This window comes from Streptomyces sp. NPDC051104 (genome assembly GCF_040682835.1).
In the GTDB taxonomy this organism is placed as follows: Bacteria; Actinomycetota; Actinomycetes; order Streptomycetales; family Streptomycetaceae; genus Streptomyces; species Streptomyces cynarae.
Genome location: NZ_JBFBBS010000002.1, coordinates 321641 through 336869, shown reverse-complemented (window position 1 = coordinate 336869; position 15229 = coordinate 321641). Strand labels below are relative to the sequence as shown.

Below are 15229 nucleotides of genomic sequence, written 5' to 3'. Positions count from 1 at the left end.
CATAACCTGACAGGTTCCGTCAGGTTATGCGGCCATGTTCCGAGGGGCGCTGGATCAGCCGATGGAGACCTTGTCGGCCGGTGCCTCGGTGGGGGCGGCCGTGCGGTTGCCCGCGATCCGCTCCTTCACCACGGCGATCACCAGCACCACCGCGGCGACGAGCAGCGACAGCAGCACCGTCTCACGTCCGTCGTGCTCGGTGTCGGTCAGCATGTAGCCGAGGACGAACACGATCAGCGCGGCCGTCGCCCAGGTCAGGTACGGGTACAGCCACATCTTGACGAGCAGCTTCTCCGGCGCCTCGCGCTGGATGATCTTCCGCATCCGCAGCTGCGAGAAGCAGATGACCAGCCACACGAACAGGGCCACCGCGCCACTGGAGTTGACCAGGAAGAGGAAGACCGAGTCCGGGAACTTGTAGTTGAAGAAGACGGCGACGAAGCCGAAGACGACGGACGCCACGATCGCGGCCATCGGCACACCCCGGGACGTGGTCCGCGCGAACGCCTTCGGCGCGTCACCCCGCTGGCCCAGCGAGAAGGCCATCCGCGAGGCTGTGTACAGCCCGGAGTTCAGACAGGACAGCACCGACGTCAGCACGATGACGTTCATGATCTGGCCGGCGTGCGCGATGCCGAGGGAGTCCAGCGCGGCGACGTAGGAGCCCTTGTCCTTGATCGACGGGTCGTTCCACGGCAGCAGCGAGACGACCACGAAGATCGAGCCCAGGTAGAAGACGGCGATACGCCAGATGATGCTGTTCGTCGACTTGGTGACCGCCCGCTGCGGGTCCTCCGACTCGCCGGCCGCCAGCGTGGCGATCTCGCTTCCCATGAAGGAGAACACGACCAGCAGCACACCGGTGAGGATGGCGCCGGGTCCGTGGGGCAGGAAGCCGCCGTGATCGGTCAGGTTGCCCAGGCTCGCCTTGTCGCTGTGGACGCCCGGCAGCACGCCGAAGATGGCGAGGGCGCCGACGACGATGAACGCGCCGATCGCCACGACCTTGATCCCGGCGAACCAGAACTCGAACTCACCGTAGGAGCCGACGGAGACCAGGTTGGTCGCGGTCAGCACGATCATGACGATGAGGGCCCAGCCCCACTGCGGTACGGCCGGGACCCACCCGGAGAGGATCTTGGCGCCCGCGGTGGCCTCCACGGCGAGCACGACCACCCAGAAGAACCAGTACAGCCAGCCGATCGAGAAACCGGCCCAGCGGCCGAGCGCCCGGTCCGCGTGCGCGGAGAAGGAGCCCGAGGTGGGGTTCGCGGCGGACATCTCGCCCAGCATCCGCATCACCAGCACCACGAGCGTGCCGACGAGGGCGTACGAGAGCAGGATGCCGGGGCCGGCGGTGGCGATGCCGGAGCTGGAACCGACGAACAGGCCGGCGCCGATGACACCACCGATGGCGATCATCGACAGATGACGGTTCTTGAGTCCTGCCTGAAGGCCGCCGCCGGGTTCTCCGGGGCGGCCGGATGCGTTTCCGGCCTGGGTGGGGGTCGGCTGCGAAGACATAAAGGGTGATTCCTTTGCGCCGGGTGTACGAGAAACAAGAGGGGACACACGTACGGACGGACACCTTCTGTCCCGTACGAGCGGTAGTACGGGGGCTCGTGCGAGCGGTGTACGAGCCGGTCCAGTGAATCTGAGGCGAATAAATTCGGGAACCTTTGAATCCGGATTGTTACTTGAGGTTCCCTTGAGCTTCTATGGTGTAGTTCACATCTTTCCTGGCTGTCACCCCGCGAGGCCGAGCCGCGACGGACGTGACACACTCGGATCATGCGCGTGTACCTCGGCTCCGACCATGCCGGTTTCGAACTGAAGAACCACCTCGTCGAGTGGCTCAAGGCCGCCGGGCACGAACCCGTCGACTGCGGGCCCCACATCTACGACGCCCAGGACGACTACCCGCCCTTCTGCCTCCGCGCCGCGGAGCGCACCGCCGCGGACCCCGACGCCCTCGGCATCGTCATCGGCGGCTCCGGCAACGGGGAGCAGATCGCCGCGAACAAGGTCAAGGGCGTGCGGGCGGCCCTCGCCTGGAGCGAGGAGACGGCCTCCCTGGGCCGGCAGCACAACAACGCGAACGTCGTCGCCGTGGGTGCCCGGATGCACACGGTGGAGGAGGCGACGAAGTTCGTCGAGACGTTCCTGAACACGCCGTTCTCGGGCGACGAGCGGCATGTGCGGCGCATCGACATGCTGTCCTCGTACGAGACCACGGGCGAGCTGCCGCCGATCCCCCCGCACCACCCGCAGGACTGAGAAACCGGCAGGTCAGGGGCAGGGCGGAGCCAGGGGCGGTGGTGCCCCGGCGGCGCCCCGTGTGTTTGAAAGGTTGAGGGAAGCCGTGCCAGAGGGGCACACCATCCACCGGCTGGCCCGGGACTACGCGGCACGGTTCGCCGGCGGCGCGGTCGCCGTCACCAGCCCCCAGGGCAAGTTCGCCGACGCCGCAGCCCTGCTCGACGGGGCCGAGCTGCACACCGCCGACGCCCACGGCAAGCACCTCTTCATCGGCTTCCGCGGCGCCGACTGGGTGCACATCCACCTCGGCCTCTTCGGCAAGGTCGCCTTCGGCGACGCCCCCGCGCCCCCGCCCACCGACACGGTCCGCCTGCGTCTGGCGAACCCCACGGCGTACGTCGACCTGCGCGGCCCCACCACCTGCGCGCTGGTCACCGGCGAGGAGAAGGCCGCGGTCCACGGCCGCCTCGGCCCCGACCCGCTGCGAGACGACGCCGACCCGGAGGCCGCCCACCGGCGGGTCCGCCGCAGCCGGACGAGCATCGCCGCCCTGCTCATGGACCAGAAGGTCATCGCGGGGGTCGGCAACGTCTACCGCGCCGAGGTCCTCTTCCGGCACGGCATCGACCCCTACCGGCCGGGCAAGGACATCACCCCCTCCGAGTGGGATGCGATCTGGGCCGACCTCGTCGCCCTGATGCGCGAGGGCGTCCGCACCAACCGCATCGACACCGTGCGGCCCGAACACACCCCCGAGGCCATGGGCCGCCCGCCGCGCGTCGACGACCACGGCGGCGAGGTGTACGTGTACCGCAGGGCCGGCCTGCCCTGCCACCTCTGTGGCGGCGAGATCCGCACCGCCGGTCTCGCCGCCCGCAACCTGTTCTGGTGCCCCGGCTGCCAGAGGTCATAGGGCTTCGTACAGCTCACAGAGCCTTGCGCGCCCGGGGGACTAGAACCCGTGCGGCAGCCACGGCGCCACCACCGAGCCGAACGCCAGGGACGCCTCCGCCAGGGCCCCCTGCCGCAGCTCCCGTACCCGCCCGGCCGCGGCCAGCGACGTGAGCGACACCCCGCCCAGATACGCCGCCCCCAACTCCCGCACCGACAGCGCGAGATCGGCCGCGTCCGTCGTACGCGCACACGAGGCGCCCTTCGCGTCGCCCGTCAGCCGCCAACGCCCCTCGTTCCAGGGGCAGAAGGCGTCCTCGACCTCGACCACCACCTCCACGGGCGCCTGGTACGTCCGTGCCTCCAGGGCCGCACCGACATCGACGAGACGCAGATGGAGGGCATCCCTCAGCCGTGGCCGGCACCGCCGGATGTCGGACACCAGGTGCTGCCAGGCGTCGTCGACCGGCCGCGCGCGCACGACCAGCGTCGTCGTCAGGTCCATGCCGAACAGGAAACGCCACAGCGCCGCGTCCGTCACGGGGTCGAGCGCGGCCAGGCTCACCAGGGTGACCGTCCCGTCGTGCCCGGCGACCCCCCAGCCGAGCTTGGTGCGGAAGCGGGCGTACCCCGTGATCTCGCCCTCGCGCTCGGCGACCACGCACTGCAGCGCGGACGCCCCGTCCCGCTCGCTCGCCGGGTCCAGCAGCCCCGCCCGCTCCCAGCCGGGCCGCCGCTCCAGCATGCCGGGGCGGCCGGGCACCAGCCGTGCGTACACCGCCTCACAGGCGTCGAGGACATCGGCGGGGCCCGCGTACCGCAGCCGTACGTCATCCGTGCCGGCCGGAACGGACAGCTCGACGCGGCTCGTGTCGATCTCGGCGCCCAGCTGGAACGTCGCCGCGCCGTATCCGAACCGGCCGTAGATCGCGGGCTCCGAGGCGGTCAGCACCGCCAGCGGCTCCCCCCAGGAGCGGACGTCGTCCAGCTGCCGGCGCATCATCGAGGTCAGCACCCCGCGCCGGCGGTGCGTGGCCGCCACGCTGACCATGGTGACGCCTGCCGCGGGGACCGAGGTGCCGCTGGGGACGGTGAGGCGGAAGCTGAAGGAGCCCGCAGTGCCGACACATGTGGTTCCGTCCCATACGCCTAGGGATCGATCGAATTCGGTGAGTTCGCGATCCAATGCGCGCTCTTCGGGCGCTTGGTCCGCGCCGCCGAAGGCCCGGACCAAGTGGTCGTACCACGTGTCCCACTCGTCCTTCCGCAGCACCCGCACGTCCGTCGTCATGTGCCATGCCTATCAGGGCAATGCGGGGCGAGCGAGGGAATTTCTCCCGCGTTACGGGGCGCCGCTACCTGTGAAGTTCAGCGCTCGGACGGGGGACAAGCGGGACCTCCCGTGCCAAGGGGCTGGTCCGATGGATAGGGTCCCGAACAATGGCAGCAGGACGAGAGCGGCGCGCGGAAGCCGAGACGTTCACGGCCCGGTTGAAGAAGCAGTGGCACCGGGCCCGAACCAGCGTGCGCCGATCCGCCGTGGACTACTTCCGCGGGGACGGCTCGGACTGGGTCGCGCTGGCCGGCCTGCTGCTGATGATCCCGCTGATCGCGGCGGTCACCCTGGCCGACCCCGTCTGGTGCTCACCGGCCGTCCTGGTCCTCCCCATCGTCGCCGGCGGCCTGCTGCTGCGCCCCTCCAGCCTGCTCGGCCTGTACGCCGCCGCCGCGACCGCGCTGATCGTCGAGTCCGTCAAACTCGGCCCCTACACCGAGGGGCCGTCCCGGGTCACTCCGGGCATCGTGCTCGTGGTCGCGGCCTGCGGCTTCTTCGGCCTGCTGATCGCGCAGTTCCGCAGCCGGGTCGGGGTGCCGTGGCGGCGCGGCGGGACCATGCTCTTCGACCTGCGGGAACGCATCCGGGTCCAGAGCAAGTTGCCGAAGCTGCCGCTGGGCTGGCACCGCGAGATGGCGCTCAGACCGGCCGGCGGGCAGTCCTTCTCCGGCGACTTCGTGGTGGCGGCCCGCACCAACGGCGGCCGCACGCTGGAGGCCGTCCTCACCGACGTCTCCGGCAAGGGCATGGACGCCGGTTCGCGCGCCCTGCTGCTGTCCGGGGCGTTCGGCGGACTGCTGGGATCGCTCCCACCGCACGCGTTCCTGCCCGCGGCGAACGGCTACCTCCTCCGCCAGGACTGGGACGAGGGCTTCGCGACCTCCATCCACCTGGTCCTGGACCTGGAGTCCGGCGACTACGAGCTCTACTCCGCCGGACACCCGCCGGGCCTGCAGCTCAGCGCGGGCACCGGCCGCTGGGAGGAGAAGGCGGCCGAGGGGCCGCTCCTCGGCGTCTACGACGGCGCCCAGTTCGACTCCGTGAAGGGGACGTTGCGCCCCGGCGACGTGCTGATGCTGTTCACGGACGGCCTGGTGGAGACGTCCGACCGCGACATCGTGGAAGGCATGGACCGCCTCATGGGCGAGGCCGACCGCTATGTCGCGGGCGGCTTCCGCGGCGCGGCCTGGCATCTCATCGAGGCGGTCGCGAAGGACGTGAACGACGACCGGGCGCTGCTGCTGATCTGCCGGGAGGCGGTGACGGCGCAGGCGGTGCGCTGAGAAGGCGCGTCCGGGGGCACGTCCACGGTGGCCGGCGGGGGTGTACTCGCTGCTCGGCCATGCCATATGTTGCGGAGGCAGGGTTGGGGGGAGCCTGTCATGTCGCTCATGACTCCGGCCGAGGTCGAGGCCGTCGCCCGCGCCGCGCACTCCGCGCAGAAGGACAAGGCCGGACGGCCCTACGCCGAGCATCTCGCGGCCGTCGCCTATGGTGTGCGCGCCCGCGGCGGGGGAGACGAACTCGTCGCCGCCGCCTGGCTGCACGACTCCGTGGAGGACGGCGTCCTCAGCGAGGAGTGGCTCGACACCGCCCCCTTGTCCCCCATGACGAAGGCCGTCGTACGGGCCGTCACCAAGCGGCCCGGCGAGGACCCGCAGGCGTACGCGCGGCGCATTCTCGCCACCCCCGGCGCCCGTCTGGTGAAGGCCGCCGACCTCGCCCACAACGCGGATCCGCAGCGGCTCGCCGCCCTCGACGCCCCCGCCGCGGAGCGGCTCACCCGCAAGTACGCCGCCATGCGGCAGTACCTCGGCCTCAGCGCCGGTGATTGACGGTACGTCAGCAACGACGAGTACACAGACGAACTCCATGGCACGGGACTACGACAGCCAGTTGCTGGAGTCGGTGGCGGTGCGCCGCCGGCGGATACGGGACGCGCTGCTGTTCGGCGCCCAGCGCGGCGGCCGGCGCACGATGGACGAGAGGCTCGGCAAGATGTTCGCCGGCATCGCCATCGCCGCCGTTCTGTGCGCCGGATGCGTCGGCTGGTCATTCCTCCAGGCCACGCTGGCCAAGCAGAAGGCCGAACAGAAGGGACAGGAGCAGCAGCAACAGCAGTCGTACGACTCCGCGTCCGCACGAAAGCCCCCCGTGGAAGCCCCGATTCGAACGTCGTCGCGATGATAGGTTCCCGTAAGTGGTGAGCACAGCAACGACTTCCCGGGGCCGGCTGAGCCGGGCCACCCTGGTCGGCGAGCGACGGCGAGCCGACATCGTCCTGCCGTCGGACACCGCGATCGGCCAACTGCTCCCCGACATCCTGCGGTTGCTCGACGACCGGGCCGTCTCCCGGCCCATGACCCGGCAACTGATCGCCTCCGACGGCTCGGTGCTGCCGCACGACGCCACCCTCGCCTCCGCGGAGGTCCTGTCGAGGTGGCAGGACTTCGAGCGGCTCATGCGGCACCTGAAGGGAGACCCGACCCGATAGGGTCCGGCGCGGCTCCCAGGAGAAGAAGCAGGCGCTGAGCACCAGCGTGCAGCCCAGCAGCGCCGGCACCATCACCGGCCCGCACCACCACGGCGCGCCCAACTCCCGTGCCCTCGCGTCGATGGTGAGATGTCGGTGTGGAATCACCTGCGAACGCGATGTGTGGGCTTGGAAACGATCATCGTCGATTCGCTGTACGGGTACCGCGCGATTCCCTTGCGCCGCCGCCGTGTTGACCATGGCGTACCGCTCCCCGCCGTGACGAGTTGCCGCCAAGGTGGTCGACGATGCCTCAGTGGCCGCATAGGGCGGGCCGGTTGGTGGCACGATGGTTCTGGCGGGGTGTGCAGGGGACGGCGCCCCGGGCCGGGAGAGCCGACCGACCGAGGGTGTGATCAGTTGTGGCGATTTCGCTGTCAGTGGTGCTGCTGTTGGCGATCATCCTGGTGGTGATGATCAGAGGGGGCTCGATCAAGGCCGGACCGGCGATCGTGGCGATGCTCTTCGGCTTCTTCCTGGCCTCCACCGGCATGGCTCCGTCCATCAACCGCTTCCTGAACTCGATAGCGGACACGATCAACTCGATCCGCTTCTGAGCGGACAGGACCACGCCCGGCATCGGTCGGCTCGGCTCTGCGCGGAGTCGGGCTGGTCCGGTCCGGGCGACTTCGGCGCCTGCCGCACCGGCAGATGAGTCACCGATCGCCGACCGACCCGCGACCTGGGCGCGGCGCGCCTGGACGCGCCGTTCCACGCCGAGGGGAACATCGCCACGGCGGGCGGCTGCCCGGCGTGGCAGTACCTCGCCACACGGGTGATCACCCGGACGCTCGGGGAGGAGGCCGCACTGGCCTTCCCCGCCGCCCCCGTCCGATCGGGCACGCAGGGGGCCCAGATGGCTGCCTCCTGCTCTTTGCAGGTTGTTGACGCCCTTCCCTGTTCGGCTACCGATGGCGGGTGGGTACGCTCCCCGGCAGTCTCCGGTGATCAGTGCCGGGGCGCCGGATCGCTCGGCGCGGGCTTGGACTGAGGAGGGGGGACGATGGTCTACCTGGTGCTGACTGCGTCAGCGGTCGGGTCCATCGTGGCGGCCGTAACGATCGTGCCGGTACGCCGTGAACGGGGCCGGACGGCCGCGGGTCCGGAAGCGCAGCTGATAGAAGCGGCGGCTACGAGAGGTGCGGGCAGCGTGCGCGGCCAGGCACGCGCCTACACACGCTTCGCTCGGCGATTCTAGGGGCGTTCCACCAGCACGCCGGCGCCTGGTCGAGAAGGGCCGGAAGCCGGGCAAGGAACGAGATCGCAAGCCGAGGGGGCACGCGGGGGACACGCAGGACTGAACAGACTCTCCGGAAACGATCAGGGCCAGGTCGAGGAGTGATCCTCCGACCTGGCCCCGAGCCGTTCAGAGCGGGCGACGGGAATCGAACCCGCGTAGCTAGTTTGGAAGACTAGGGCTCTACCATTGAGCTACGCCCGCAACACGACGCGCCGCAGGTCACCGACCGCGGCACAGAAGGCATCCTAGCGGGTCGCCCGCCTCGTAGGCCAACGCGTCGGGGCTTGCACACGCCCGCGAAGAAACCGGCCGACTCGGCCGCTCCGGGCATGTACCCTACGTGTCGCACCAGACGGGGTGTGGCGCAGCTTGGTAGCGCGTCCGCTTTGGGAGCGGAAGGCCGTGGGTTCAAATCCCGCCACCCCGACCACCGGCCCGGCACGGCCCGGGGCCGACTCGCGTGATCGCCTTTGGGGGCGCTCAGTGCCTGCGGTTACTATGCAAGCTGCGCGCCCGTGTGTCTGCACTGCCATGTCTCTCAGGCAGGGGCCCGCGAATCCGCCGAAGGCATGCCCGCCCCTCCGGGTGGCGCAGGCTCGGCAGAACCCCAAGAAGTCAGCCACAAGGAGACCGAACCGTGAAGAGCGCCGTGGAGACCCTGAACCCGACCCGGGTTCGGCTCACTGTTGAGGTGCCCTTCGAGGAGCTCAAGGACAGCCTCGACGCGGCGTACAAGAAGATCAACCAGCAGGTCACGGTGAAGGGCTTCCGCAAGGGCAAGATCCCCGCCCGGGTCATCGACCAGCGGTTCGGCCGTGGCGCCGTGCTGGAGGAGGCCGTCAACGACGCGCTCCCGAAGTTCTACACCGACGCGGTCAACGAGGCCGAGCTGAACCCGCTGGGCCAGCCCGAGGTCGACATCACGGAGCTGAAGGACAACGAGCTGCTGTCCTTCACCGCCGAGGTCGACGTCCGCCCGACCATCGAGATCCCGGACTACTCCGGCATCGAGGTCGAGGTCGACGCCGTCGAGGTCACCGACGAGGACGTCGAGGAGTCGGTCCAGCAGCTGCGCGACCGCTTCGCCTCCACCTCCCCGGTCGAGCGCGCCGCCGAGGACGGCGACGTCGTCACGATCGACCTGGAGGCCAAGGTCGACGGCGAGGTCCTCGAGGACGGCGTCGCCAAGGACGTCTCCTACACGATCGGCTCCGGTGAGCTGCTGGACGGTATCGACGACGCCGTGAAGGGCCTGTCGGCCGGCGAGGAGGCCACCTTCACCTCCGAGCTGAAGGGCGGCTCGGCGGCCGGCCGGGAGGCCGAGGTGACGGTCAAGGTCACCCAGGTCGCCGCCCGGGAACTGCCGGAGCTCGACGACGAGTTCGCGCAGCTCGCGTCCGAGTTCGACACGCTGGAGGAGCTGAAGGCGGACAGCCGCAAGCGCCTGGCGAACATGAAGCAGTACGACCAGGCCACGCAGGCCCAGGAGCGCGTCCTGGACAAGCTGCTCGAGCTGGTCGAGGTCCCGGTCCCCGAGAAGCTCCTCGAGGACGAGATCAACACCCGTAAGCACAACCTCGAGCACCACCAGCTCGCCCAGATGGGCCTGACCCTCGACCGGTACCTGGAGATCCAGGGCAAGACCGCCGAGGAGTTCGAGACCGAGACGCGCGAGGCCGCGATCAAGGGCATCAAGACCCAGTTCGTCCTGGACGAGCTGGTCAACAAGGAGAAGCTCAACGTCAACCAGGAGGAGCTCACCGAGCACCTCATGCGGCGCGCGGCCTCCTCCGGCATGTCCCCCGACCAGTTCGCCCAGGCGGTCGTCGAGGGCGGCCAGGTCCCGATGCTGGTCGGCGAGGTCGCCCGCGGCAAGGCCCTGGCGCTGGTCGTCGAGGCCGCGACGGTCAAGGACACCAACGGCGAGATCGTCGACCTGGACGACGAGGAGGAGGAGGACGGCTCCGCCGAGACCGCGGAGACCGCCTCCTCGGAGGCCGCCGAGGCCGGCGAGGAGAAGCCGGAGGCGTAACCGCCACCGGCACGACAGCTGTCGGACGGGCCCAGGGGCGCACGCCTCTGGGCCCGTCGCCGTCCGGGCGGGTGGAGACGGGCTCGTGCTCGTTGCGCCACGTCATGGCCGGGCGCGGGGCTGTGGCACTGTGCGGCTCCGCCGCGATGGGGGTCCCCCTGTTCGAGCGAAGCCGAGAACTTGGGGGAGCGACCAGCCACACACGGCCCGCACGGACGCGACGACAACACCCTCCACGGCGACAATGGACCCGGGGCCCAGGGCGGAGCCCCGCGACGGCACCCCCGGCGCGGGCCCCGCACAACCAGGGCCCAGCACCACCCTCGGCCCCCGCAGCGGAGCGCATGCGCTCACAGCGAACAGCCCCCTATGCGGGATTCCCCGAAGGGAGCCGCGCGTTAGGGTCCATGAATACGAGGGCAGGGGAGTCCCCGAAGCCGCCCGCAGGGGGTCGGACGGGGTCCCACGCCCCAGCAGGACACGTGAGACGGCCCCGTGCCGTCGTAAGACGAGCAGGTGGATACGTGACGAATCTGATGCCCTCCGCCGCCGGCGAGCCTTCCATCGGTGGCGGCCTCGGCGACCAGGTCTACAACCGGCTGCTCAACGAGCGGATCATCTTCCTCGGCCAGCCGGTGGACGACGACATCGCCAACAAGATCACCGCACAGCTGCTGCTCCTTGCCTCCGACCCGGACAAGGACATTTACCTGTACATCAACAGCCCGGGCGGCTCGATCACGGCCGGCATGGCGATCTACGACACCATGCAGTACATCAAGAACGACGTCGTGACGATCGCCATGGGCATGGCGGCCTCCATGGGGCAGTTCCTGCTCAGCGCGGGCACCCCGGGCAAGCGCTTCGCCCTGCCCAATGCCGAGATCCTGATCCACCAGCCCTCGGCCGGCCTCGCCGGCTCCGCGTCGGACATCAAGATCCACGCCGAGCGGCTTCTGCACACCAAGAAGCGCATGGCCGAGCTGACCTCCTTCCACACCGGCCAGTCGGTCGAGCAGATCACCCGGGACTCGGACCGCGACCGCTGGTTCGACGCCCAGGAGGCCAAGGAGTACGGCCTGATCGACGAGGTCATCACCACCGCTGCCGGCATGCCGGGCGGCGGAGGCACCGGGGCGGGCTCGTAAGGGCTCACCGGGTCCGCTCGAGGTCCGACGGCCGCCCAGGCGACCGTGAGGCTCCGGCGAGGCCCCCAAGGCCTGTGCAGCCGGGCAGCCGGCCCGGCCGGCCCCTCGGTCGGCCGGGCCCGACCCGGTGGCCTGCCTGGCCCCCGTGAGGGCTCAGGGTCCCGGCACGGCCCTCAGGGCCCAGCGGCCCGGCCGGCGCCCGACGGAGCCGCAGGCGGGTCCCAGGGCCCGACAGCGGCCGTACAGGACCCACAAGGACCCGAACAGCCCCCAGCGCCCCTCCAGCCCCCAGCCACCGCCCCAGCCCCCTTCAGGAGACACCGTGAACGACTTCCCCGGCAGCGGCCTCTACGACCGTACGCACGCCGAGTACACCGGCCCGACGGCCGAGTCCCGCTACGTCATCCCGCGCTTCGTGGAGCGCACCTCGCAGGGCATCCGCGAGTACGACCCGTACGCGAAGCTCTTCGAGGAGCGCGTGATCTTCCTCGGCGTCCAGATCGACGACGCCTCCGCCAACGACGTCATGGCGCAGCTCCTGTGCCTGGAGTCGATGGACCCCGACCGTGACATCTCGGTCTACATCAACAGCCCCGGCGGCTCCTTCACCGCGCTCACGGCCATCTACGACACGATGCAGTTCGTGAAGCCGGACATCCAGACGGTCTGCATGGGCCAGGCCGCCTCCGCCGCCGCGGTCCTGCTGGCCGCGGGCACCGCGGGCAAGCGCATGGCGCTGCCGAACGCCCGGGTGCTGATCCACCAGCCCTACAGCGAGACCGGCCGCGGCCAGGTCTCCGACCTGGAGATCGCCGCCAACGAGATCCTCCGGATGCGGACCCAGCTGGAGGAGATGCTGGCCAAGCACTCCACCCAGCCGATCGAGAAGATCCGCGAGGACATCGAGCGCGACAAGATCCTCACGGCCGAGGACGCGTTGCAGTACGGCCTGATCGACCAGATCATCTCGACCCGGAAGATGAACAACACCGAGATCCGCTGACTCGAATCCACGTGATTCGTCACCGGACCTGTATCGTCTGCCGCCCCTTGGCACGGTTTGCCCCGGCCCACGTCGAAGCGAACCATGCCAAGGGGGGCCCGAACGGGGGGCCCGGCAAGGTACCGTCGGACATAAGGCAGCACCAGGAGCCGCTGGACGTAAGGCGTCTCCCAGGCGAAGGGGAAGCACACCGTGGCACGCATCGGTGACGGCGGCGATCTGCTCAAGTGCTCGTTCTGCGGCAAGAGCCAGAAGCAGGTCAAGAAGCTCATCGCAGGCCCCGGTGTGTACATCTGCGACGAGTGCATCGATCTCTGCAACGAGATCATCGAGGAGGAGCTCGCCGAGACGAGCGAGGTGCGCTGGGAGGAGCTCCCCAAGCCCCGCGAGATCTACGAGTTCCTCGAGGGGTACGTGGTCGGCCAGGAGGCAGCCAAGAAGGCCCTGTCCGTCGCGGTGTACAACCACTACAAGCGGGTCCAGGCCGGTGAGAACGGCGGCGCGCAAGGCCGCGACGACGCCATCGAGTTGGCCAAGTCGAACATCCTGCTGCTGGGCCCCACGGGCTCCGGCAAGACGCTGCTCGCCCAGACCCTGGCCCGCATGCTGAACGTCCCGTTCGCGATCGCCGACGCGACCGCGCTGACGGAGGCGGGGTATGTCGGCGAGGACGTCGAGAACATCCTGCTGAAGCTCATCCAGGCGGCCGACTACGACGTCAAGAAGGCCGAGACGGGCATCATCTACATCGACGAGATCGACAAGGTGGCCCGCAAGAGCGAGAACCCGTCGATCACCCGGGACGTGAGCGGCGAGGGCGTCCAGCAGGCCCTGCTGAAGATCCTGGAGGGCACGACGGCCTCGGTCCCGCCGCAGGGCGGCCGCAAGCACCCGCACCAGGAGTTCATCCAGATCGACACGACCAACGTGCTGTTCATCGTGGGCGGCGCGTTCGCGGGCCTGGAGAAGATCATCGAGTCCCGGGCGGGGGCGAAGGGCATCGGCTTCGGCGCCACGATCCGCTCGAAGCGCGAACTGGAGGCCAAGGACCAGTTCGAGGACGTCATGCCGGAGGACCTGGTGAAGTTCGGGATGATCCCGGAGTTCATCGGCCGTCTCCCGGTCATCACCTCGGTCCACAACCTCGACCGCAAGGCGCTGCTGCAGATCCTGGTCGAGCCGCGCAACGCCCTGGTGAAGCAGTACCAACGGCTCTTCGAACTCGACGGTGTGGAACTGGACTTCGAACGCGAGGCCCTCGAAGCGATCGCCGACCAGGCGATCCTGCGCCAGACGGGCGCCCGGGGTCTGCGCGCCATCATGGAGGAGGTCCTCCAGGCGGTGATGTACGAGGTCCCGTCCCGCAAGGACGTGGCCCGCGTCGTCATCACGGCCGACGTGGTGCTCCGCAACGTCAACCCGACCCTGATCCCGCGGGACGCGCGCGGGCGGGGGCCGGGCGAGCAGAAGACGGCGTAGCCACCGCTCGGCACACGAGCCGCCCCCGCGGGCTCGGCACACGAGCCGCCCCCCGGACGGTGAAGGGACCCCGGTCAACCGACCGGGGTCCCTTCACCGTTGCGGCGCAGCGCGTCAGGCCTTGACGCGCACGTCGCTGCGGAGCTTGCGGGTGATGTCGGCCGCGGTGTCCCTCGACACGTCGGCCGCGTTGTTGCCCGGGGAGACCATGGCCATCGTGCTGTAGTCGGCCCAGGCGCAGAACCAGTCGGTCTGCTGCTGCTTGGTGAGCTGGTTGGTCCCCTTGGCCGCCTGGCACTTCATGACCGCGCCGTCGATGTCGACCGACTCGGGCTCGCCGACCAGTTCGCTCTTGCCCGCGGCACTGCTGGCGGACGAGTTCTTCTGGAAGTCCTTCTTGATCTGGGCGAAGTACGCGTCCAGGGACGCCTTCGGATCGGCGATCTTGCCGTAGGCGCCGATGAGCGTCACGCCCTTGGCCGTGAGCAGCTTGGACTTGTCGGGCAGGGTGGAAGGATCGTTCGGGTCGTACTTGCTGAGGTCGGCCGTCGAGTACGCGCCGTAGACGGCGGTGCCGTTCTTCATGCCGCTCTTCTCCAGGTCCTTGACGGTGCTGGAGCTGGTGTCGCTGGTGTCGCTCTCCTTGGTCGCCCGGTTGTACTCGCCGAGCACCTTCTGCGGCGTCGTCAGCTTGTGAGGACCGTCGTCGGCGAGACCGGACGACCCACCACCGCCGATGACGAAGTACGCCCCCACCGCGATCGCCGCCACCACCGCCACCGCGCCGATGATCAGCCCCGTCTTCTTCCTGCCGCCCCCTGGGACCGGCGGCTGAGGGACCCCGTAGGGCGGCTGGCCGTACGGAGGCTGCTGCTGGCCGTAGGGCGGCTGCGGCTGCTGCTGGGCGTACGGGTTCTGCTGGGGCGGGGCGGCCTGCGGGGTCTGCTGGGGGTAGCCGTAGCCGGGCGCCGGCGGGGTCTGCTGGGGGTAGCCGTAGCCGGGCGCCGGCGGGGTCTGCTGGGGGTAGCCGTAGCCGGGCTGGGGCTGGGGGGCCTGCGGCGGCTGGCCGTAGGGGCCCGGCTGACCGTACGGCCCCGGCTGCCCCTGCCCCGGCTGACCGTACGGTCCGGGCTGCTGGGGCTGCCCGCCGTACGGGCCCGGCTGGTTGTAGCTCATGTTCTGGGTTCCCCTCCAGACGCTTGTGTGGCCCTGACATCCTGGCGCAGGCCGGGAAGCGCCGGGTCGCCAGGGGGCTCGCCGTTACGAAAGAATCGTGTTTCGGGACGGGGCCGTGACACCTCTAAACTG

General features: G+C 69.8%; 13 protein-coding genes, 2 tRNA genes and 2 pseudogenes. 13 read left to right on the top strand and 4 right to left on the bottom strand.

Translation table 11 applies throughout. The features are described 5' to 3' along the window. Positions 1 to 54 precede the first annotated feature (54 nt). A complete protein-coding gene (locus AB0N14_RS06205; RefSeq protein WP_366024517.1) occupies positions 55 to 1524 on the bottom strand; it encodes an amino acid permease in 1470 nt (489 codons plus the stop codon). A gap of 267 nt (positions 1525 to 1791) precedes the next feature. Here AB0N14_RS06205 and AB0N14_RS06200 point away from each other — a divergent pair, with 267 nt between their 5' ends. Continuing rightward, positions 1792 to 2277: a ribose-5-phosphate isomerase gene (locus AB0N14_RS06200; protein WP_366024516.1), complete on the top strand. Its 486-nt coding sequence runs from the start codon at positions 1792 to 1794 to the stop codon at positions 2275 to 2277. 85 nt (positions 2278 to 2362) lie between these two features. Then, positions 2363 to 3172, top strand: a complete 810-nt coding sequence (locus AB0N14_RS06195; protein WP_366024515.1) for a DNA-formamidopyrimidine glycosylase family protein — start codon at positions 2363 to 2365, stop codon at positions 3170 to 3172. A 39-nt stretch (positions 3173 to 3211) separates the two neighbouring features. Here the strand turns inward: AB0N14_RS06195 and AB0N14_RS06190 are convergent, their stop codons facing one another. After that, on the bottom strand, positions 3212 to 4441 hold the full coding sequence (locus tag AB0N14_RS06190) for a GNAT family N-acetyltransferase (protein ID WP_366024514.1): 1230 nt from the start codon (positions 4439 to 4441) through the stop codon (positions 3212 to 3214). 149 nt (positions 4442 to 4590) lie between these two features. On the opposite strand from AB0N14_RS06190, the gene AB0N14_RS06185 reads away from it, so the two are divergent. From AB0N14_RS06185 to AB0N14_RS06160, 6 genes and pseudogenes are all read left to right on the top strand, one after another. After that, entirely contained in the window at positions 4591 to 5769 is a 1179-nt protein-coding gene (locus tag AB0N14_RS06185; protein ID WP_366024513.1) for a PP2C family protein-serine/threonine phosphatase, read from the top strand. A 99-nt stretch (positions 5770 to 5868) separates the two neighbouring features. Beyond that, complete coding sequence (locus tag AB0N14_RS06180; protein ID WP_366024512.1) at positions 5869 to 6321, top strand: HD domain-containing protein; 453 nt, start codon at positions 5869 to 5871, stop codon at positions 6319 to 6321. 37 nt (positions 6322 to 6358) lie between these two features. After that, a complete protein-coding gene (locus tag AB0N14_RS06175; protein ID WP_366024511.1) occupies positions 6359 to 6673 on the top strand; it encodes a hypothetical protein in 315 nt (104 codons plus the stop codon). Between the two features lie 13 nt (positions 6674 to 6686). Beyond that, positions 6687 to 6911, top strand: a pseudogene (locus AB0N14_RS06170) (EsaB/YukD family protein); the annotation flags it as partial. Positions 6912 to 7381: 470 nt separating this feature from the next. After that, positions 7382 to 7576: a hypothetical protein gene (locus AB0N14_RS06165; RefSeq protein WP_200417380.1), complete on the top strand. Its 195-nt coding sequence runs from the start codon at positions 7382 to 7384 to the stop codon at positions 7574 to 7576. 140 nt (positions 7577 to 7716) lie between these two features. Then, positions 7717 to 7827, top strand: a pseudogene (locus AB0N14_RS06160) (AraC family transcriptional regulator); the annotation flags it as partial. 562 nt (positions 7828 to 8389) lie between these two features. Here AB0N14_RS06160 and AB0N14_RS06155 read toward each other — a convergent pair. After that, positions 8390 to 8460: transfer RNA gene (locus AB0N14_RS06155), tRNA-Gly, on the bottom strand. A gap of 152 nt (positions 8461 to 8612) precedes the next feature. On the opposite strand from AB0N14_RS06155, the gene AB0N14_RS06150 reads away from it, so the two are divergent. The 5 genes from AB0N14_RS06150 (at position 8613) to clpX (ending at position 13921) form a co-directional block, all read left to right on the top strand. After that, a tRNA-Pro gene (locus AB0N14_RS06150) sits at positions 8613 to 8689 on the top strand. A 207-nt stretch (positions 8690 to 8896) separates the two neighbouring features. Continuing rightward, complete coding sequence (tig, locus tag AB0N14_RS06145) at positions 8897 to 10291, top strand: trigger factor (protein ID WP_366024510.1); 1395 nt, start codon at positions 8897 to 8899, stop codon at positions 10289 to 10291. A gap of 536 nt (positions 10292 to 10827) precedes the next feature. Beyond that, entirely contained in the window at positions 10828 to 11439 is a 612-nt protein-coding gene (locus AB0N14_RS06140) for an ATP-dependent Clp protease proteolytic subunit (protein WP_366024608.1), read from the top strand. 322 nt (positions 11440 to 11761) lie between these two features. Continuing rightward, entirely contained in the window at positions 11762 to 12442 is a 681-nt protein-coding gene (locus AB0N14_RS06135; RefSeq protein ID WP_366024509.1) for an ATP-dependent Clp protease proteolytic subunit, read from the top strand. A 192-nt stretch (positions 12443 to 12634) separates the two neighbouring features. After that, positions 12635 to 13921, top strand: a complete 1287-nt coding sequence (gene clpX, locus AB0N14_RS06130) for an ATP-dependent Clp protease ATP-binding subunit ClpX (RefSeq protein ID WP_200417377.1) — start codon at positions 12635 to 12637, stop codon at positions 13919 to 13921. 114 nt (positions 13922 to 14035) lie between these two features. Here clpX and AB0N14_RS06125 read toward each other — a convergent pair whose 3' ends face one another. Beyond that, a complete protein-coding gene (locus tag AB0N14_RS06125) occupies positions 14036 to 15097 on the bottom strand; it encodes a hypothetical protein (protein ID WP_366024508.1) in 1062 nt (353 codons plus the stop codon). Positions 15098 to 15229 lie beyond the last annotated feature (132 nt).